The sequence below is a fragment of the Enterobacter quasiroggenkampii genome (assembly GCF_043972695.1).
GTDB lineage: Bacteria > Pseudomonadota > Gammaproteobacteria > Enterobacterales > Enterobacteriaceae > Enterobacter > Enterobacter quasiroggenkampii.
In genome coordinates, this window is record NZ_CP143745.1 from 2,493,917 (window position 1) to 2,513,779 (window position 19,863).

Annotated in this window: 15 protein-coding genes and 1 other RNA gene; 8 read left to right on the forward strand and 8 right to left on the reverse strand. The window is 56.1% G+C overall.

Going from position 1 to position 19,863, the window contains the following annotated elements:
- Positions 1 to 26: 26 nt before the first annotated feature.
- The 4 genes from V1572_RS11935 to ppsR all read right to left on the reverse strand — a co-directional run bounded on the left by V1572_RS11935 (position 27) and on the right by ppsR (position 4,498).
- Positions 27 to 2,009, reverse strand: coding sequence for a TonB-dependent hemoglobin/transferrin/lactoferrin family receptor (locus tag V1572_RS11935; protein ID WP_196364716.1), 1,983 nt, complete (start codon positions 2,007 to 2,009; stop codon positions 27 to 29).
- A 77-nt stretch (positions 2,010 to 2,086) separates the two neighbouring features.
- Positions 2,087 to 2,269: a hemin uptake protein HemP gene (gene hemP / locus V1572_RS11940; protein ID WP_045910279.1), complete on the reverse strand. Its 183-nt coding sequence runs from the start codon at positions 2,267 to 2,269 to the stop codon at positions 2,087 to 2,089.
- Between the two features lie 196 nt (positions 2,270 to 2,465).
- Positions 2,466 to 3,512, reverse strand: a complete 1,047-nt coding sequence (gene aroH / locus V1572_RS11945; protein WP_008500645.1) for a 3-deoxy-7-phosphoheptulonate synthase AroH — start codon at positions 3,510 to 3,512, stop codon at positions 2,466 to 2,468.
- 152 nt (positions 3,513 to 3,664) lie between these two features.
- Positions 3,665 to 4,498, reverse strand: coding sequence for a posphoenolpyruvate synthetase regulatory kinase/phosphorylase PpsR (gene ppsR / locus V1572_RS11950; protein ID WP_008500644.1), 834 nt, complete (start codon positions 4,496 to 4,498; stop codon positions 3,665 to 3,667).
- A gap of 335 nt (positions 4,499 to 4,833) precedes the next feature.
- On the opposite strand from ppsR, the gene ppsA reads away from it, so the two are divergent.
- From ppsA to V1572_RS11965, 3 genes are all read left to right on the forward strand, one after another.
- Positions 4,834 to 7,212, forward strand: coding sequence for a phosphoenolpyruvate synthase (ppsA, locus tag V1572_RS11955; protein WP_045910280.1), 2,379 nt, complete (start codon positions 4,834 to 4,836; stop codon positions 7,210 to 7,212).
- A 233-nt stretch (positions 7,213 to 7,445) separates the two neighbouring features.
- The gene (locus tag V1572_RS11960) at positions 7,446 to 8,846 is read left to right on the forward strand and encodes an MFS transporter (RefSeq protein ID WP_395299137.1); all 1,401 of its coding nucleotides are present in this window, start codon (positions 7,446 to 7,448) and stop codon (positions 8,844 to 8,846) included.
- Between the two features lie 3 nt (positions 8,847 to 8,849).
- Positions 8,850 to 11,225, forward strand: a complete 2,376-nt coding sequence (locus V1572_RS11965) for a glycoside hydrolase family 3 N-terminal domain-containing protein (RefSeq protein ID WP_395299138.1) — start codon at positions 8,850 to 8,852, stop codon at positions 11,223 to 11,225.
- A 5-nt stretch (positions 11,226 to 11,230) separates the two neighbouring features.
- Here V1572_RS11965 and rprA read toward each other — a convergent pair.
- Both rprA and ydiK read right to left on the reverse strand, forming a co-directional pair.
- Positions 11,231 to 11,338: antisense sRNA RprA (gene rprA, locus V1572_RS11970), an RNA gene on the reverse strand.
- Between the two features lie 209 nt (positions 11,339 to 11,547).
- On the reverse strand, positions 11,548 to 12,663 hold the full coding sequence (gene ydiK / locus V1572_RS11975; RefSeq protein WP_045910283.1) for an AI-2E family transporter YdiK: 1,116 nt from the start codon (positions 12,661 to 12,663) through the stop codon (positions 11,548 to 11,550).
- A 325-nt stretch (positions 12,664 to 12,988) separates the two neighbouring features.
- Between ydiK and V1572_RS11980 the strand changes: the two genes are divergently transcribed.
- The 3 genes from V1572_RS11980 (at position 12,989) to V1572_RS11990 (ending at position 16,732) form a co-directional block, all read left to right on the forward strand.
- Positions 12,989 to 16,045: an FAD-binding and (Fe-S)-binding domain-containing protein gene (locus tag V1572_RS11980; protein WP_395299139.1), complete on the forward strand. Its 3,057-nt coding sequence runs from the start codon at positions 12,989 to 12,991 to the stop codon at positions 16,043 to 16,045.
- Positions 16,042 to 16,452, forward strand: a complete 411-nt coding sequence (gene menI, locus V1572_RS11985) for a 1,4-dihydroxy-2-naphthoyl-CoA hydrolase (protein WP_021241102.1) — start codon at positions 16,042 to 16,044, stop codon at positions 16,450 to 16,452. The genes V1572_RS11980 and menI overlap by 4 nt, the downstream gene beginning before the upstream one ends.
- 85 nt (positions 16,453 to 16,537) lie before the next feature.
- Positions 16,538 to 16,732, forward strand: coding sequence for a YdiH family protein (locus V1572_RS11990; protein ID WP_003857766.1), 195 nt, complete (start codon positions 16,538 to 16,540; stop codon positions 16,730 to 16,732).
- A gap of 45 nt (positions 16,733 to 16,777) precedes the next feature.
- Here V1572_RS11990 and V1572_RS11995 read toward each other — a convergent pair whose 3' ends face one another.
- Together V1572_RS11995 and V1572_RS12000 are read right to left on the reverse strand one after the other, a co-directional pair.
- Positions 16,778 to 17,407: a helix-turn-helix domain-containing protein gene (locus tag V1572_RS11995; protein ID WP_045910285.1), complete on the reverse strand. Its 630-nt coding sequence runs from the start codon at positions 17,405 to 17,407 to the stop codon at positions 16,778 to 16,780.
- A gap of 77 nt (positions 17,408 to 17,484) precedes the next feature.
- Entirely contained in the window at positions 17,485 to 18,144 is a 660-nt protein-coding gene (locus V1572_RS12000) for a winged helix-turn-helix transcriptional regulator (RefSeq protein ID WP_048027559.1), read from the reverse strand.
- 422 nt (positions 18,145 to 18,566) lie between these two features.
- Here V1572_RS12000 and V1572_RS12005 point away from each other — a divergent pair, with 422 nt between their 5' ends.
- The gene (locus V1572_RS12005) at positions 18,567 to 19,097 is read left to right on the forward strand and encodes a fimbrial protein (RefSeq protein ID WP_395299140.1); all 531 of its coding nucleotides are present in this window, start codon (positions 18,567 to 18,569) and stop codon (positions 19,095 to 19,097) included.
- 57 nt (positions 19,098 to 19,154) lie between these two features.
- On the forward strand, positions 19,155 to 19,832 hold the full coding sequence (locus V1572_RS12010; protein ID WP_262796121.1) for a molecular chaperone: 678 nt from the start codon (positions 19,155 to 19,157) through the stop codon (positions 19,830 to 19,832).
- Positions 19,833 to 19,863 lie beyond the last annotated feature (31 nt).

Consider the following 19,863-nt stretch of genomic DNA (forward strand, 5'->3'; position numbering starts at 1 on the left):
TGCCCCGGTCAGCCGGGGCGAAGGGATTACCATTGATAACTGACGAAAATCTTCCCGTTACGGCCGTCCTGCGGAATGCCCTGAGGTGACCAGTACGCTTTGTCGAAGGCGTTGCCGAGTACCAGTGTCGTGGTCACGCCTTTGAGCCGTTCCTGGCCCTTATAGCTGACATAGAAGTCATTGACCGCATAGCCCGGCTGCTCGCTGTAGCTGCTGCTGATATGCGTTGAGCGATCGACAAAGGTGCCAATCCAGCCGACGGAAAAACCGCTCTGTGCCACCGGAATGTCCAGCTTGCTGGTGACAGTATCCGGGTTGATGCTGGAGATGTACTCGCCCGTATCGGTATCTTTCCCGCGCGTGCGGTTGTAGGCCAGGTCGAGGTTGAAGAGGTCGGCAGAGTATTTTGCCATCATGTCCCAGCCCCAGATTTTGGCGTTCGGGACGTTATACGACATGGTGGTTGCCGCCGCGAAATTGACGGTGGTGGAGATGTAGTCTTTGGCTTTGGTATCGAAATAGCTGGCTTTAAACTCCAGCGCATCGTTGGCAAGCAGCAGATCGTCAAAGCGCAGACCGAAACCAAACTCCTGCGTTTCGTTGGTTTCCGGGCGCAGGTTCGGGTTCGGCACCCAGTAGTTGGTATAGAAGCGGCCAATAGAGAAGTGTTTGGCGTCGTTGTACATCTCACCCATGGTGGGCGCGCGGAACGCCTGTGCGTAAGAGCCAAACAGCATCAGCCAGTCGGTCGGGCTGACGGTTAACCCGGCGCGGGATGACCACTTGTCGGCATCGACATCGTCGTAGCCATTGCTGCTGCCGCGGTAGTTGTCATACCGTGTGCCGCCCAGCAGGGTGACCGGCAGATCGCGCAGGGTAATTTCGTCCTGCAGCCAGCCGGAACTGAAGTCGATTTTCGCCTCCGGGAAGCCGGTGGTTGCCCCGCCCGGATGCTGCTCCTGACGATAATATTCCCCGCCGTAGGTCAGAAGGTGTGATGCTAAGGTGTCGCTGAACAGGCGGGTGCGGTTTTCCACCTTGCCGCCTTTGGTGGTCTGCTTGCGGAACTCGCCGCTGTTGTCGATATTCTGGGCATTAATGCGCGCTTCGGACCAGTAGACCTTCGCGTCGGCGTTCAGCCAGTCGTTACCTTCCGGGGCGATGTGATAGCCCACCTGCGCGTCACGCTGAATGGTGGAGCGATCGGTCATCGGGTTGCTGCTGTCCGCCCCGGGGGTTTGCGGGTTTTTCGGTTCCTGAGCGTCGTTATTGTAGTAGCGCAGGGAGCCGCTCAGGGTCTGGGCCGGGTCGATTTTCCAGCTGCCTTTCGCCAGCATGTTATTGATGGATTCGTCGTTAGGGGCGGTGGCTCCGTCGCTCTGGCGAATATCACCGCGATCCCGGCTGGACCAGGCCACCAGACCGTCCAGCGTGTCGGTGCGGCCATAGGCGCTGGCCCCCATGCCAAGACTGTGATCGCCCGTCGCGCCCGTCCCAAACACGCGGTAGCCGCTGTTTTTACCCGGCTCCAGCAGATCTTTCGCATCGGCGGTATCATAGGAAATCACGCCGCCCAGCGCGCCGCTGCCGTACAGCAGGGCCGACGGGCCGCGAACCACTTCGATACGTTTAATCAGCGCCGGATCGAGGAACGTGCTGTTCAGGTGACCGGTGTCGGTGCCCTGACGCACGCCGTCAACCAGCACCAGCACGCCGCGACGGTCATAGCCGCGCAGGTTCACGTCCTGCCCGTTGGTGCGCCCGGTGCCGTCCAGCGTCAGGCCGGGGACGCTACGCAGCAGGTCGGCCGCCGAGCTGGCGGTTTGCTTCTCCGGCGCGCTGGCGTCAATCACGCTCACCATCATGGGGGCTTCAAAGGCGCTGCGGGCGTTGCCCGTGGCGGTGACGGTAATGTCATCTGTGGCAGCAAACGCCGCGGTCGGCAGGGCGCTGACAATCGCCAGCGTCAGAAGTGACGGGCGTAAAGACGCGGAAGGCAGGTGTGGCATAGCAACTCTCCATTAGAATTGAAAAGCGCTGGCTGCCTGGGGTTTACCTGGGTGGCTGGCGTAGTTTTTTGTGTTGTTTATTTTGTGAGGATCAGTTTTCCGGCATGGGTCTGGCGCAGCAGATAGCGCTGGCCGTCATGCTCGATAATGACCCGGCCCTCATCGCCGAGCAGGGTTTTGCTGTCAATCCGACGCTCGATAGGGGCTGGTGCTGTGTCTGTTTTTGCTGGCGTTGCCGCGCTGTTATCCGTACGTGACATAATGTTTATAAATAACAATCAATGTAACAATGATAATCATTATCAATAAACTGCAAATTCACGGCAAGCGTTTTTGTGAAAAAAGGGTGAGAGGATCAATATTGTGCAATGAAAAGCCCGGTGGCGGCTTCGCCTTACCGGGCCTACAACGGCAAGAATCGTAGGCCGGGTAAGCGCAGCGCTACCCGGCAGGATGTTAAAAGCGTGTGTCCACGGCTGCTGCGAGTTTCTCCAGCAGCAGCTCACTGTCTTCCCAGCTCAGGCACGGGTCGGTGATCGACTGGCCGTATACCATCTGCTGGCCAGCAACGATTTTCTGCGTGCCTTCTTTGATAAAGCTCTCCGCCATAATCCCTGCAACGGCGGTTGAACCGCTGCGGATCTGCTGGCAGATCTCATCGCAGACGTCCAGCTGGCGGCGATGCTGCTTCTGGCAGTTGCCGTGGCTGAAGTCCACCACCAGATGTTCCGGCAGGTCGAACTCGGCCAGGGTTTCACAGGCTGCCGCAATATCTTGTGCATGGTAATTGGGTTTCTTGCCGCCGCGCATAATGATATGCCCGTACGGGTTACCGCTGGTCTGGTAGATGGTCATATGACCGCTCTTGTCCGGCGACAGGAACATGTGGCTGGCACGGGCAGCGCGGATGGCATCAACCGCAATACGGGTATTGCCATCGGTCCCGTTTTTAAAGCCGACCGGACAGGAGAGGGCGGAGGCCATCTCGCGGTGGATTTGGCTTTCGGTGGTGCGTGCGCCAATCGCGCCCCAGCTGATCAGATCGGCGATAAACTGCCCGGTCACCATATCAAGAAACTCGGTGGCGGTCGGCACGCCCAGCTCGTTGACCTGCAAAAGCAGCTTACGTGCCAGCTCAATGCCGTGGTTCACGCGATAGCTGCCGTTCAGGTCAGGGTCGGAAATCAGCCCTTTCCAGCCCACCACGGTCCGCGGTTTTTCAAAGTAGGTTCGCATCACAATCTCAAGGCGGTGCTGATACTTATCCCGCAGGCCCTGAAGCCGTTTTGCATAATCCATCGCGGCATCCAGATCGTGGATGGAGCAGGGACCAATCACCACCAGAAGACGCTTGTCTTCACCATTAAGTATTTTTTCAATGCGGCGGCGGGAGGCCGTCACGTGTTCCGCAACGGCAGCGGAAACAGGATGCCGCTGGGCCAGTTCAGCCGGCGTAACCAGGCTGTCAATGCGCGCAGTGCGGAGTTCATCGGTTTTATTCATGGAATGTCTCAGAAAATTTTTGCTTCATCGGCAGACTACCGGGAAGTGATGGGCATCACCTTAAACCAATCCCTGCTGATTTCAAGTTCGGGGCGACACCGCCCCGTGGTTACCGATGATGATACCTGAATCTGAGCTAATGTACTAGCATATTAGTACATGCGGCGGTTAAGCCCCATGATGTCGAGAATTTTGGTGGCAATTTCTTCCACAGAGTAGTTGGTGCTGTTCAGCCACGGGATCTGATTTTTGCGGTACAGGGCTTCCACTTCGGAGACCTCCATCCGGCACTGGCGCATGGAGGCGTAACGGCTGTTCTCGCGGCGCTCTTCGCGGATGGCAGCAAGGCGTTCCGGATTAATGGTCAGCCCGAACAGTTTGTGCTGCAGCGGCTTAAGGGCGGCGGGCAGCACCAGGTTATCCATATCGTCAGCAATAAACGGGTAGTTGGCGGCGCGAATGCCGAACTGCATCGCCAGGTAGAGGCTGGTCGGCGTTTTGCCGCAGCGCGACACGCCAAGCAGGATCACCTGCGCCTGGTCGAGATTACGCAGAGAGATACCGTCGTCGTGCGCGAGGGTGTAATCGATGGCGGCGATACGTGCGTCGTACTTGGTCAGGTTGCCGGGGTTCAGCCCGTGGGTACGGTGGGCGATAGGCGTCGGGTCGAGCTTCAGCTCGCTTTGCAGCGGAGCCACCAGCGCCTGCACGATATCCTGACAGAAGCCTTCACTCTGCAGAATGATGGCGCGAATCTCTGGGATCACGATGGAGTAGAACACCAGCGGGCGGACGCCGGTCTGCTGGTAAATGGCGTCGATCTGGTCCTTCACCGCTTTGGCGCGGCTCTCATTTTCGACAAACGGCAGCGTAATGCTGTTGATCGATACGGGAAACTGCGACATCACCGCGTGGCCCAGCACCTCGGCGGTGATCGCCGTACCATCAGAAATATAAAAAACGTGACGATCGACAGCACTATCCATTTTACCCACCCTGAATATCAGACGTAATTGTCTGAAAGCATAAATTAAAAAAGTAATTTACACAGCAAAGAACTTATCCTAATTATGAATGAAACGCTGTTTTTGATTTTCCTGAAAAGTGGATTTCATTTTTCAAATAGCGACTTTATTTTTGGGGTTTCTGGCTGAATATAGAGGAATCATCGGGTTAATCGTTGATGGGAAAGTATCCGAAAAGTTGAAATTTTAAATTGCTTACACGATTCACCGTTTTTTTAGCGGAAATAAATATGCCAGTATAAATACGTAGTCAGGTGTTACTTACTCCGATCAAATATCACAAAAGGATTGTTTCGATGTCCAACAATGGCTCGTCACCGCTGGTGCTTTGGTATAACCAACTCGGCATGAATGATGTAGACAGAGTTGGGGGCAAAAATGCCTCCCTGGGTGAAATGATTACAAACCTGTCGGGTATGGGTGTCTCCGTACCGAACGGGTTTGCCACCACCGCCGATGCCTTTAACCTGTTTTTAGACCAGAGCGGTGTTAACCAGCGCATTTACGACCTGCTGGATAAAACGGATATTGATGACGTCACCGAGCTTGCCAAAGCCGGGGCGCAGATCCGCCAGTGGATCATCGACACACCTTTCCAGCCGGAACTGGAAAAAGCCATTCACGACGCATACAACCAGCTCTCTGCTGACGATGCGCAGGCCTCCTTTGCCGTGCGTTCCTCTGCGACCGCGGAAGACATGCCGGACGCCTCGTTTGCCGGGCAGCAGGAAACCTTCCTGAACGTCCAGGGTTACGATGCGGTGCTGGTGGCCGTGAAGCACGTGTTTGCTTCCCTGTTTAACGACCGTGCCATCTCCTATCGCGTGCACCAGGGCTACGACCATCGCGGCGTGGCACTTTCCGCTGGCGTGCAGCGCATGGTGCGCTCGGACGTAGGCTCATCCGGCGTGATGTTCTCCATTGATACCGAATCCGGCTTCGACCAGGTGGTGTTTATCACCTCCGCGTGGGGTCTGGGTGAGATGGTTGTGCAGGGTGCGGTAAACCCTGACGAATTCTACGTTCACAAGCCTACGCTGGCCGCTGGCCGTCCGGCGGTGGTGCGCCGCACCATGGGCTCGAAAAAAATCCGCATGATCTATGCCCCGACCCAGGAGCATGGCAAGCAGGTTAAAATTGAAGACGTACCGCAGGAGCAGCGCGACCGCTTCTCCCTGACCGACGCCGAAGTGCAGGAGCTGGCGAAGCAAGCGGTGCAGATTGAAAAACACTACGGCCGTCCGATGGATATCGAATGGGCGAAAGACGGGAACACCGGCAAGCTGTTTATCGTGCAGGCGCGCCCGGAAACCGTCCGCTCTCGCGGCCAGGTGATGGAGCGTTACACGCTGCACGCCCAGGGCAAAATCGTGGCGGAAGGCCGTGCTATCGGTCACCGCATCGGTGCTGGTCCGGTGAAAGTGATCCACGACATCAGCGAGATGAACCGTATTGAGCCCGGCGACGTGCTGGTGACCGACATGACCGACCCGGACTGGGAACCGATCATGAAGAAAGCGGCGGCTATCGTCACCAACCGCGGTGGCCGTACCTGTCACGCGGCGATCATTGCACGCGAACTGGGTATTCCTGCGGTTGTCGGCTGCGGTGATGCTACCGAGCGCATGAAGGACGGACAGAACGTGACCGTCTCCTGCGCCGAAGGCGATACCGGCTACGTGTATGCCGATATCCTCGACTTCAGCGTGAAGAGCTCCAGCGTGGATACCATGCCGGACCTGCCGCTGAAGATCATGATGAACGTCGGTAACCCGGACCGCGCGTTCGACTTCGCCTGCCTGCCGAACGAAGGCGTAGGCCTGGCGCGCCTGGAATTTATCATCAACCGTATGATCGGCGTTCACCCGCGTGCGCTGCTGGAGTTTGACGACCAGGATCCGAAGCTGCAGAACGAAATCCGCGAGATGATGAAAGGCTATGACTCGCCGAAAGAGTTCTACGTCGGCCGTCTGACCGAAGGGATCGCGACGCTGGGTGCCGCTTTCTATCCGAAACGCGTGATTGTGCGTCTGTCTGACTTTAAGTCTAACGAATACGCCAACCTGGTCGGCGGCGAGCGCTACGAGCCGGAAGAAGAGAACCCGATGCTGGGCTTCCGCGGGGCCGGACGCTACGTGTCCGACAGCTTCCGCGACTGCTTCGCGCTGGAGTGTGAGGCGGTGAAGCGCGTGCGCAACGACATGGGGCTGACCAACGTGGAGATCATGATTCCGTTCGTACGTACCGTGGATCAGGCGAAAGCGGTTGTGGACGAGCTGGCGCGTCAGGGGCTGAAGCGCGGCGAGAACGGGCTGAAGATCATCATGATGTGTGAAATTCCGTCTAACGCCCTGCTGGCCGAGCAGTTCCTCGAGCACTTCGACGGCTTCTCTATCGGTTCGAACGACATGACGCAGCTGACGCTGGGTCTGGACCGCGACTCCGGCGTGGTCTCCGAGCTGTTCGATGAGCGTAACGAGGCGGTGAAGGCGCTGCTCTCCCTGTCCATCCGCGCGGCGAAGAAGCAGGGCAAATACGTCGGGATTTGTGGTCAGGGTCCATCCGACCATGAAGACTTCGCTGCCTGGCTGATGGAAGAGGGGATTGATAGCCTGTCCCTGAACCCGGATACGGTGGTGCAAACCTGGCTGAGCCTGGCGGAACTGAACAAGTAACGTCACGCTGACCCGAAAAGGCGAGGATATTATTCCTCGCCTTTTTTATTTTCCCTCTTATTTGCTCCCCATCACAAATAAAGTAAAAAACCAAATATCATAATTTGTCTGTCAATTTAGACAATTGTTAGCGCGCAACGCGTTGCTAATACTTGAGCCTTACTGCGCATTTCCCTTTCAGTGATGCGCAACTGGTTCAAATACGTTTTAACCTGATAAAAAGGCAAATAACAATGACACTCTCCTCTGTATTGCGTACCAAAGATAAAATAGGTTATGGCTTAGGTGATATGGCCAGCGCGCTGGTCTGGCAAACGGCAACCTTATTTCTCGCTTATTTCTATACGGACGTTTTTGGACTGCCCGCCGCCATCATGGGCACCATGTTTTTAGTGGTGCGCGTGGTTGATGCGTTTGTCGACCCGTGCATTGGCGCCCTGGTGGATCGCACCCAGACGCGTCACGGTCGTTTCCGTCCCTGGCTGCTGTGGTTCGCCATTCCGTTTGGCGTAAGCTGCCTCATCACCTTCTATGTACCGGACGTGGGGCCGACGGCGAAAATCGTTTATGCCTGTGTGACCTACGCGATCTTAAGCCTGATTTACTCCGCCATTAACGTACCTTACTGCGCCATGCCCGGCGCGCTGACGCTGGATCCGCGCGAGCGTCACTCCCTGCAGTCGTGGCGCTTTGGCCTGTCGTTTATCGGCGGGTTGATTGTGACGGTGATTGCCCTGCCGCTGGTCTCGCTGTTAGGCCAGGGCAACGTGCAGAAAGGTTATTTCTATGCCATGAGCCTGATGGGGCTGCTGGGCATTGTGCTCTTTTTCTGCTGTTTCCTCATGACCCGAGAGCGCTATTCGCCGCGCAATGATACCTCCGGCTCCATGCTGACCGATTTAAAACTGCTGGCCGGTAACAGCCAGTGGCGCATTGTTTTCCTGTTTAATATTTTGCTGTTAACGGCGGTGGTAACGCGTGGTTCCGCCACGATGTATTACGTGAACTATGTGCTGTTGCGCCCGGAGCTGGTTTTTGCCTTTATTGTTTCCGGAATGGTTGCCTCCTTAAGCGGCGCATTATTATCTGAACGGCTGCTGGGGAAATTTGACCGCGTGCGCGCCTACCAGTGGACCATTATTTCCTTCGTTATTTTCGGCGCGCTGATTTTCTTCCTGCCGCCTTCGCAGGTGTGGCTGATTTTTGGCCTCAACATCGTCTTTAGCTTTGTGCAAAACCTGACCACGCCGCTGCAGTGGACCATGTTCTCCGATGTGGTCGACTACGAAGAGCATCGCAGCGGCCGCCGCCTGGACGGGCTGGTCTTTTCCACCGCACTGTTTGCCATCAAATTCGGCCTGGCGCTGGGTGGCGCGGTGGTCGGCTGGGTGCTGGGCATGGTGGATTACGCCCCGGGACAGGCAACTCAGGCGCCCCACGTACTCTCTACGATTAACGCGCTGTTCACCCTTATCCCTTGCGCGCTGTTCCTTTGCATGGTCGCGCTGCTTGCTATCTACAAGCTCAACAGTCGGCTGGTGGATTCCATCGCCCGGGAGTTGGCCAGCAAGCGTGAGGTGAGACCCGACGCGGGGCAGCTCAACCCAACAATCCCTTCCGCACTACAGGAGTAAAACATGACAGCTATCTATAAGGACGCGGGACGTCCCGTGCACGAGCGCGTAGACGATTTACTGGCGCGTATGACCCCGGAAGAGAAGTTTGCCCAGATGCATGCCTACTGGCTGATCCTCGATGAAAACGGCAACCACCGCGAACGCAGCGATCTCAGCGATGAATTCGCCGGCGTGAGCGAGCAGGCAGCGCTGAGTGAACGGCTAAAGCTGGGCGTCGGGCAGATCACCCGTCCGCTGGGTACCCATATCGTTGACGCGAAAACCGGGGTGCGCGCTGCTAACCGCCTGCAGCGCATGATGATGGAAGAGACGCGCCTCGGCATTCCGGCATTGTTCCATGAAGAGTGCCTGGTGGGGCTGCTGTGCAAAGACGCCACGCTGTTCCCGTCGTCGCTGAACTACGGCTCTACCTGGGATCCTGAACTGGTACAGCGCGCGGCAGAGCAGATCGGTAAAGAGGCGCGGTCCGTCGGCTGTCAACAGGGGCTGGCGCCGGTGCTGGACGTTTCCCGCGACGTGCGCTGGGGGCGAACCGAAGAGACCTTCGGGGAAGATCCCTGGCTGGTGGGGGTGATGGCAACCGCCTACGTGAAAGGGTTGCAGGGCGAGAGGCGTGACCTGCTGGCGACGCTCAAGCACTACGTGGGCCACTCGTTCAGCGAAGGGGCGCGCAACCATGCGCCGGTACATCTGGGCTTTAGCGAACTGAACGACACCTTCCTGCTGCCGTTTGAAATGGCGGTGAAGCTGGCCAATGCCGGGTCGGTGATGCCGGCCTACCACGATATCGACAATCAGCCGGGGCACAGCGACAGCTTCCTGCTGACCACCGTCCTGCGCGAACAGTGGGGCTTCGACGGGATTATTGTCGCGGATTACGGCGGCGTCAGCCTGCTGCACCAGCATCATGGTGTGTCCCACGATGCGGCCGAATCCGCCGCGCTGGCCTTTAACGCCGGGCTGGACGTCGAGTTGCCGAAAGATGACTGCGCGCGCCATCTGGCGGACGCCGTTGAGCGCGGGCTGATTTCTATGACCAGGGTGGATGAGATCGTGGCGCGCGTGCTGACCGAAAAATTCCGCCTGGGCCTGTTTGAAAACCCGTACGCGGATGAAAATGGTATCGATCTGCAAAATGACACCACCCGACAGGTTGCGCGGGAGGTGGCGACGAAATCGGTCACGCTGCTGGAAAACAACGGTATTTTACCGCTCGGCGGTAAGCCTCGCGTGGCGGTGGTGGGGCCGACGGCAGACGATCCGCTGGCGCTGCTCAGCGGCTACAGCTTCCCGGTGCATCTGATCATCAGCGATATGGTGGAAGAGACCTCGCAGGTAACGACCCCGCGCGCGGCGCTGGAACATTACCTCGGCGCGTCGCAGGTCCGTTACGCCAAAGGGTGTCACATCATCGAGAAACGGATGGCGGGTGCGCCGGTCTTCCCGGGCGACAGCGGCGGTAAGCCGATGCAGCAGTCGCCGGTCTCGCAAAGCACCGCGCTGATCCCCGAGGCTGTGAACGCGGCGCAGGAGAGTGACGTGGTGGTGGCCTGTGTGGGCGATCTCGCCGGGCTGTTCCAGAGCGGAACCGTGGGGGAAGGTTCCGACACCGACTCCCTGAATCTGCCGGGCGTGCAGCAACAGCTGCTGGAGGCGCTGGTGGCGACGGGCAAACCGGTGATTGTCGTGATGACCGGCGGGCGCCCGTACAACCTGCAGGGGCTGGAGGATAAGATCGCAGCGCTGCTGGTGGCGTGGGCGCCAGGGCAGGAAGGGGGCTGGGCGATCGCGGACGTGCTAACGGGACGCGCAGAGCCGCAGGGGCGTCTGGTGGTGAGCGTGCCGAAAAGCGCCGGGGCAATGCCGTATTACTACAATCACAAGCTCAAAAGCGGCGGCACGCCGTTTGCGTTCCACTTCGGTTCACGTTATCCGTTTGGCTTCGGCCTTGGCTGGACGACGTTTAGCTGGGGGGCTGCCCGCGTAGCTGAAAGCAGCGTGCCGGTCGACGGCGAGGTGACGCTGAGCGTGGATATCACCAATGCCGGGGAACGCAGCGGCAGCGAGGTGGTGCAGGTTTACGTCAGGGATAAGGTCGCCACCCAGGTGCGACCGCTTCAGGAGCTGAAAGCCTTCCAGCGCGTCACGCTCTCGCCGGGCGAAACCGCCACGCTCAGCTTTACGCTACCGGTTGAGATGTTCAACTTTACCCGTCGGGACGGGAAACGCATCGTTGAGCCGGGCGAGTTTGAACTGCAGGTTGGCGCATCGTCGGCGGATATTCGCGAGGCGGTGACGGTTAATGTGACAGGGGAAACGCGGGTGCTGCCTGCTGAGTGGCGGATGCTCAGTACCTGTGAGGTTAAGCGCGCGTAGTCAGGATAAAAAAAAGCCCATCGTGGGAGATGGGCAAAGACTACACACAGCAATTCGTTGTTTCACTCAGGGGATTTCCATGCTTATAAATCAAGGTGTTGATCTATAACCGTGTCCTAATAGTAGGCATGTCATCTTTTAGCGTCGATCGGATTCGTCTCAATAGTTAAAGAGACGTAAATATTTTTTAAGGTGAATAGCGGACTTAGAGCAAAAAAGGCGGGTCTGACCAGTGAACAACGAATAAATACTTTAGCAGCGTTAAAGTATTATGAGGGGGAATGTAGGCCGGGTAAGCGTTAGCGCCACCCGGCAAAAAAACTTAATGCGTGTTCTTCTCTTCCAACTCTTCCAGTTCGCTCAAAATCACGTCCGGGTCTGTTCCCGGAGGCGGAATTTCATGCACCCAGGCGGAGAACAGACGCCAGGTGACGGCGAGCAGCACCGGGCCAATAAACAGGCCTATCATGCCAAAGGCAATCAGTCCGCCAATGACCCCGGAGAGGATCAGGATCAACGGCAGGTCAGCACCCATGCGGATAAGTATCGGACGAATGACGTTATCCATGGTGCCGACCACGCAGCTCCAGACCAGCAGCACCGTTCCCCACGTGGTATCACCCGTCCAGTATAGCCAGATAATACTAGGGACCAGCACCAGCAGCGGTCCCAGTTGCGCAAGACAGGTCATCAGCATGACCACGGTGAACACGGTGGCGTACGGTACGCCGGAAATCGCCAGACCGATACCACCCAGCACCGCCTGCACCAGCGCGGTCACCACCACGCCCAGCGCCACCGCACGCACGGCCTGCGCAGCCAGTAAAACCGCCGCGTCACCCCGTTTGCCCGCCAGGCGGGTGGCAAAGTGACGAACGCCTAAAGCCACCTGCTCGCCGCGCCAGTAGAGCAGGGCGCTGAAGAGCAGCATCAGGGTACAGTGCATCATAAACCGGCCGATATGCGCCGCCTGACCCACAAACCAGGTCGTGGTCGTGCCTATATACGGGCGGACTTTTGCCATCAGCGCGCTGCCGCCCATCTCCAGCAGGCTATGCCAGCCGCTGTAGAGCTTGGCGCCCACCACCGGAATGCTGTTCAGCCAGGCGAGATCCGGCAGCGTCAGGTCACCGCTGCTAATAGCGCGAATAACGGGGCCACTGGAATCCACCAGGCTATTCACCAGCAGGGCAATCGGAATAATAAACAGCAGGAACAGCAGGAGCGTCATGACCAGCACCGCTAACCCGCGGCGGCCGAACAGCAGCTTCTGCAAACGCAGCAGCAGAGGCCACGTGGCAACGACAACGGTCGCGGCCCAGGCGAAGCCGAGAATAAAGGGTTGAACAATCCACAGACACGCAATAATCATGAGGGCCAGGAACAGCACCGACAGCAAAATTTGCGCAACATCCCTGGGCTGGCGAAGATTGACCATAAATGAAACTTTCCTTAAAAGAACGCCAGCATGGCTGGCGGGAACGGAAAACCGCGTCTCTCTAATCATTGATGATCTCAGCGGTTTTTGACAGGCGGATTTTGCCTGTAATTCGGCAGAGATTATAAGAAAAAAATGTGATAAAACTTTCCAGACACAACGCAAACGATTTTATACACAAAATCATTCGAGTTGCATCAAGGCGGCAAGTCTGAGAATCCCCAGGAGCTTACTGAAGTAAGTGACTGGGGTAAGCAGACGCAGCCAACGCAGAGGCAGCTCGAAGGATGACGTGTATATACAACTCTAATTAGGGTCGACAGTCATGATCCCACAGATTTCTCAGGCACCTGGCGTCGTTCAGCTGGTGCTTAATTTTTTGCAAGCACTGGAGCAACAGGGTTTTACAGGTGATACCGCCACGAACTATGCCGACAGGCTGACGATGGCGACCGATAACAGTATTTACCAGCTTCTTCCCGATGCCGTCGTTTTCCCTCGTTCAACGGCCGACGTCGCGCTGATTGCCCGGCTGGCCACGCAGGAGCGCTTCGCCTCGCTGGTCTTTACGCCGCGCGGCGGCGGCACCGGGACCAATGGTCAGGCGCTGAACCAGGGCATCATTGTTGATATGTCGCGCTATATGAACCGCATCATTGAGATCAACCCGGAAGAGGGGTGGGTGCGGGTCGAAGCGGGCGTTATCAAAGATCAGCTTAACCAGTACCTCAAGCCTTACGGTTACTTTTTTGCCCCGGAGCTTTCCACCAGTAACCGCGCGACCCTCGGCGGGATGATCAACACGGATGCTTCCGGTCAGGGCTCGCTGGTCTACGGCAAAACCTCCGATCACGTGCTGGGCGTGCGTGCCGTTCTGCTGGGCGGTGATATTCTCGATACGCAGCCGATGCCGGTCGAACTGGCGGAAACGCTGGGCAAAGATAACACGGCCAGCGGACGCATCTATCGTATCGTGCTGGAGCGCTGCCGCGACAACCGCCAGCTTATTCTCGATAAGTTCCCCAAACTGAACCGCTTCCTGACCGGGTACGACCTGCGTCACGTCTTTAACGACGACCTGACCCAGTTTGATTTAACCCGCGTGCTCACCGGCTCCGAAGGGACGCTGGCGTTTATCACCGAGGCGCGGCTGGATATCACCCGCTTGCCGAAGGTGCGTCGGCTGGTGAATGTCAAATATGACTCCTTCGATTCCGCGCTGCGCAATGCGCCGTTTATGGTGGAAGCGAAAGCGCTGTCGGTGGAAACGGTTGACTCCAAAGTGCTCAACCTGGCGCGGGAAGATATTGTCTGGCACTCCGTCAGCGATCTCATTACCGACGTGCCGGATAAAGAGATGCTCGGTCTTAACATCGTGGAATTTGCCGGCGACGATGCGGCGCTGATTGAGAGCCAGGTCACCACGCTCTGCCAGCGGCTGGATGAGCTGATTGCGCAGGGCGAAGGCGGCGTGATCGGCTGGCAGCTCTGTAACGATCTGGCCGGGATTGAGCGTATCTATGCGATGCGTAAAAAAGCCGTGGGCCTACTCGGCAATGCGAAAGGGGCGGCGAAGCCGATTCCCTTTGCCGAAGATACCTGCGTGCCGCCTGAGCATCTGGCGGATTATATCGTCGAGTTTCGCGCCCTGCTGGACAGCCACGGCCTGAGCTACGGCATGTTCGGCCACGTCGATGCCGGGGTACTGCACGTGCGTCCGGCGCTGGATATGTGCGACCCGCAGCAGGAGATCCTGATGAAGCAGATCTCCGACGATGTGGTGGCCTTAACCGCCAAATATGGCGGTCTGCTCTGGGGAGAGCACGGGAAAGGATTCCGCGCGGAATACAGCCCGGCATTCTTCGGCGAACAGCTCTATGCGGAGCTGCGCAAGGTGAAGGCGGCGTTTGACCCGCATAACCGCCTCAACCCGGGCAAAATCTGCCCGCCTGAAGGCGTGGACGCGCCAATGATGCAGGTGGATGCCGTCAAGCGCGGCACGTACGACAGACAGATCCCGATTGCGGTGCGCTCCTCCTGGCGCGGCGCGATGGAGTGTAACGGCAACGGCCTGTGCTTTAACTTTGATGTGAAAAGCCCGATGTGTCCGTCGATGAAAATCACCAGCAACCGTATCCACTCGCCAAAGGGGCGGGCGACGCTGGTACGTGAATGGCTGCGTCTGCTGGCCGATCGCGGGGTTGACCCGCTCAGGCTGGAGCAGCAGATTCCGGAAAAACGGGCCAGCCTGCGCTCGTTGATTGAACGCACCCGCAACAGCTGGCATGCCAACAAGGGCGAGTATGATTTCTCCCATGAGGTGAAAGAGGCGATGTCCGGCTGTCTGGCCTGTAAAGCCTGCTCAACCCAATGCCCGATTAAAATCGACGTACCGGAATTCCGCTCGCGCTTCCTGCAGCTGTATCACACCCGCTACCTCCGCCCGGTGCGCGACCATCTGGTGGCAACGGTGGAAAGCTACGCGCCGCTGATGGCGCGCGCGCCGAAGACCTTCAACTTCTTTATCAACCAGCCGCTGGTGCGCAAGCTCTCCGAAAAACATATCGGCATGGTCGATCTGCCGCTGCTGTCGGTGCCGTCTCTGCAGCGCCAGCTCGTCGGGCATCCCTCGGCGAATATGACCCTGGAGCAGCTGGAGGCACTCACGCCTGAGCAAAAAGCGAAGGTGGTGCTGGTGGTGCAGGATCCGTTTACCAGCTACTACGATGCCCAGGTCGTGGCGGATTTCATCCGCCTGACCGAAAAGCTGGGGTATCAGCCGGTGGTCCTGCCGTTTTCACCCAACGGTAAGGCGCAGCACATTAAAGGCTTCCTGACGCGCTTTGCGAAGACCGCGCAGAAAACCGCTGACTTCTTAAACCGCGTGGCGCAACTCGCGATACCGATGGTCGGCGTCGACCCGGCGCTGGTGCTGTGCTATCGCGATGAGTACAAGCAGACGCTGGGCGACAAGCGCGGTGATTTCCACGTCATGCTGGTGCACGAGTGGCTGCCGATGGCCCTGGAAGGCAAAGCTGTACAGGACGTCAGCGGCGAACCGTGGTATCTGTTCGGACACTGCACGGAAGTCACCGCGCTGCCGGGCGCCCCCGCGCAGTGGGCGTCCGTCTTTGCCCGCTTCGGCGCGAAGCTGGAGAGCGTCAGCGTGGGCTGTTGCGGCATGGCCGGCACCTACGGACACGAAGTGAAAAACCACGCCAACTCGCTCGGCATCTATGAGCTGTCCTGGCATCAGGCGATGCAGCGTTTGCCGCGAAACCGCTGTCTGGCAACGGGCTACTCCTGTCGAAGCCAGGTGAAACGGGTAGAAGGTAACGGTGTACGTCACCCATTGCAGGCTTTACTGGAGATAATTGGATGATCTGGAAACGTGCCGTGACGCTGCAGGCGCTGAACGCCATGGGCGAGGGGAATATGGTGGGGCTGCTGGATATCCAGTTCACCCGCATTGGCGACGATGATATCGAGGCCACCATGCCCGTCGATCGTCGCACACATCAGCCGTTTGGTTTATTGCACGGCGGGGCGTCCGTCGTGCTGGCCGAAACTCTGGGCTCGGTGGCGGGATATCTCTGTACCGAAGGGGAGCAGAAGGTGGTCGGACTCGAGGTGAATGCTAACCATATCCGCTCGGTACGCAGCGGACGCGTGCGCGGAGTTTGCCGCGCGCTGCACGCCGGTAGCCGCCATCAGGTATGGCAGATTGACATTCTCGACGAGCAGGATCGCCTGTGCTGCTCGTCGCGGCTGACGACGGCGGTCGTGTAAAGTTTTCAGATGTTTTGCCTTTGGTCAAAAACTAGTCAGTGGGTTGTGATATACTGGTCAGGTTTTGTACATAAGCGAGGACATCATGGATACTGAAATAACCCCAACACAGCTGGCAATTGAATATTTACGTCGCGATAAGAGCAATCTGTCCCCGGCGCAGTACCTGAAAAAGCTGAAACAGCTTGAGCTGGAATTTACAGATTTGCTGGCGCTCTCTTCGAATGAGTTGAAAGAAGAGATTTACTTTGCCTGGCGGTTGGGCGTTCACGTCCATTGAGAGAGTAAAAAAGGCCGCAAGAGCGGCCTTTTTTGTGTCTGACGTTCAGTATTTAGCGGGGAGCTTGTTGATTTTAATAAGCCTGCCTTCTTCCATTTCGATAAATCCGCCGGTTTTTAAATCCGCCAGAATGCGCATCACGCCGCTGCGGGAGAGCTGGGTTTTCTCCCTGATATACCTTTCCGCCGTCACGCTGCCGCGATAGCTCTCATCTTCATCCATCAGTTTTATGAGCTGCTGGCGAATCATCTCATACGCCGTGGGCGCGCCCTGCGGCATCACGTTGTTATAAAGACGGCTATAGACAAACATGAGCTGTTGAGAGAGCAGTCCCCATAGCCCTTTTTCTTTAATAATGTCAGCTACCTGTTCAGTAGGGATACTGCCAATCAGGCAAGGGCTCACAGTGATGAGGTAATCATTAAAATAGATGTCTGTCAGGTTAGCCAGACCAAACAGGGTAGGGCTGCGGGAGGTCGAGAGCATCATGTTATCGCTGCTGCGGTAGATGGCAATCGTTCCCTCAAGGATTAAATAACAGATCCCCTGACCGTCAACCTCAAGGTTAAGTCGTTCGCCGCGGCCTGTTCGACGCACGGTGCAATAGGGCTCCAGATGCGCGATCAGTTCCTGGGCGTAAGGGGAGCCGCGAGACGATTTATCTGTATAGGACATAGCCGTAAACCTGGAAGATAATCTTATGCTTATAGTTTCGCTCTTCTCTCGTGCTATCTCCAGATATTATTGTGATTTCAGTACTTCCGAGGTAAATGATTAATCTCTATCAGCACGCCACGTTCCATGGTGATGTATTTCCCCGTACGCAGTTCTGCCAGAATCCGCATAATCCCGCTGCGGGAAAGATAGGTACGGCTCTTAATATAGGCCGCTGCGGTGATGTTTTGTCTAATTGTCTCAGGTTCCTGCATTAATTCAACCAGCTGAAAGCGGATGATATCGTATGCGGACATCTGTGAAATTTGCGCGCAGTGCTCGTACACCCGCGATGCAGTATAAATCAGCAATTTAGAAAAGTGTTCCCAGAGATCGTGCTGTGCAACCACTTTATTAAACGCATCCAGCGACACGCAAGCGAGTTCTGATGTCTCCAGTGCCCTGACGTAAAGATGTTCCGATGAAAACTGACTGCTGACACCCAGTATAAAGGGAGCCGATTCCGAATTTAACACAATACCGTCGCCGCGGCGGTGCAATGCCACGCTGCCGTGTAACAGCATAAAACAGTGGCGTTCGTCATTTCGGTAATACTGTACGACTTCACTTTTCGAAAGAATGATCTTCTCTGCGCCAGGAAGGACATTATCAATTAAACGCTCTATGTGTCTTAAGGGTTTTAATCCCAGCACCAACGATTTCTCATTGTCTAATACGGCTGCAATTCGCGTGTTCATAATATACCTCACGTCAACAGATGCGATCGTTTTCCAATCGACATGGAGAATTATCTTAAAAAGCTGCGAAGCAGGGAATAACACTCAAAAGTCTAATAATAGACCGGAGGTGTTGAGAATCTTAACGTTATGAATTTTATCGTTAAACGGTGAAGGTCTAAAAGTAGACTGGCGATAAAACACGCAATCAAAATGTTTATTATTTGTTAAACCCCAGTCTACAGCTAGACCTGAAAAAAGATTGTTTCGTAGAAAAGTGTTGTATAAATTTTGACTCGTCGACAGAAACACAAATCTGAAACGCTCGACACGATGAGAGCTATATTTTGTTTCTGATGGCCTCTGAAAAAGAATGGCAGAATGAGGAACGTCTGTTTTGCCTGAATATCAGTAATAAATAAAGTAATACAGGAAATGGCTTTATGAAAAAGAAAATTATTGTTGCCATCTTTACGGCAGGCTCTGCATTGACAATGACTCAGGCTTTCGCGGCGGCAGGTACGGTTAATTTTAACGGTAATATTTTGGATAATGCCTGCGATGTAGATGTGGCATCTCAGAATCAGGTCGTGGTTCTCGGCGATTATTATAAAACGGAATTTCCGACAACGGGTTCCAGAACCGCAGCGACGCAGTTCGATATCGTACTGAAAAACTGCCCGGTGACCGTTACCTCCGCGAAGGTGCGTTTTGACGGCACGCCAGATTTAACCGACGCAAACCTGCTGGCGATTGATTCCTCCGTTGTGGGAGCAGCAACGGGCGTGGCCATCAACCTGATGACGGCCGATAAGTCCGATCTGCCGCTGCATGGTAGCAACAGCTATTCCTATGTGTTGAGCAGCACCGCTGATAATACGCTCAATTTCTATGCTCAGTATATTTCAACTGCGGCATCAGTGACCGCGGGCCCGGCTAACTCGGTTGCTAACTTCTCTGTGGTTTATAACTAAGTCTTTTGCAGTAATCAGTATGGGGCCACCCGGCCCCTTTGTTTTATGAGGTATTCAATGCGTTTTATCACAACAATCGGCCTGGCCGCGGCAGCGTTACCGCTGACATTTTCAATGGCCCATGCTGGCGTCATTATTGGCGGCACACGCGTTATTTTCGACGGTGCAAAAAAAGAAGCATCCATTAGCGTGGACAATGCCGATAGCGTGCCCTTTTTAATTCAGTCGTGGATTGACGTGCCGGAGGGGAAAACAGATAAAGCGCCTTTTATCATTACGCCTCCGCTTTATCGACTGGATGGTGGCCAGAAAAATATCGAACGCATTGTCATGACCGGGTCACTCCCTCAGGAACAAGAAAGTTTATTTTGGCTCAATATAAAAGCCATTCCTTCTGCAACGAAACAGGCTAATTCACTGCAAATTGCAGTTAAAACGCGTATCAAGTTGATTTATCGCCCGGCAAGTCTTCACGCGTCAACGCCCGAAGATCAGGCCGGAAAATTAACATGGCAACGCAACGGGAATGAAATTCAGGTAAAGAATCCGACTCCCTATGTCATCAATTTTAATGAAATATCCGTGGGCGGAAAAAAACTGGACGATGTTTCGTATGTATTACCCGGCGCGTCGGCCCGATTCCCGTTATCTCATGGAACCCGCGGAAATACGCTGACGTTTAAAGTTATCAACGATTATGGAAGCCCCGGCGCGTTGCATCAAGCCAGTTTGTGATTTTGGCAAACGGTAATACCCGCATTACTCA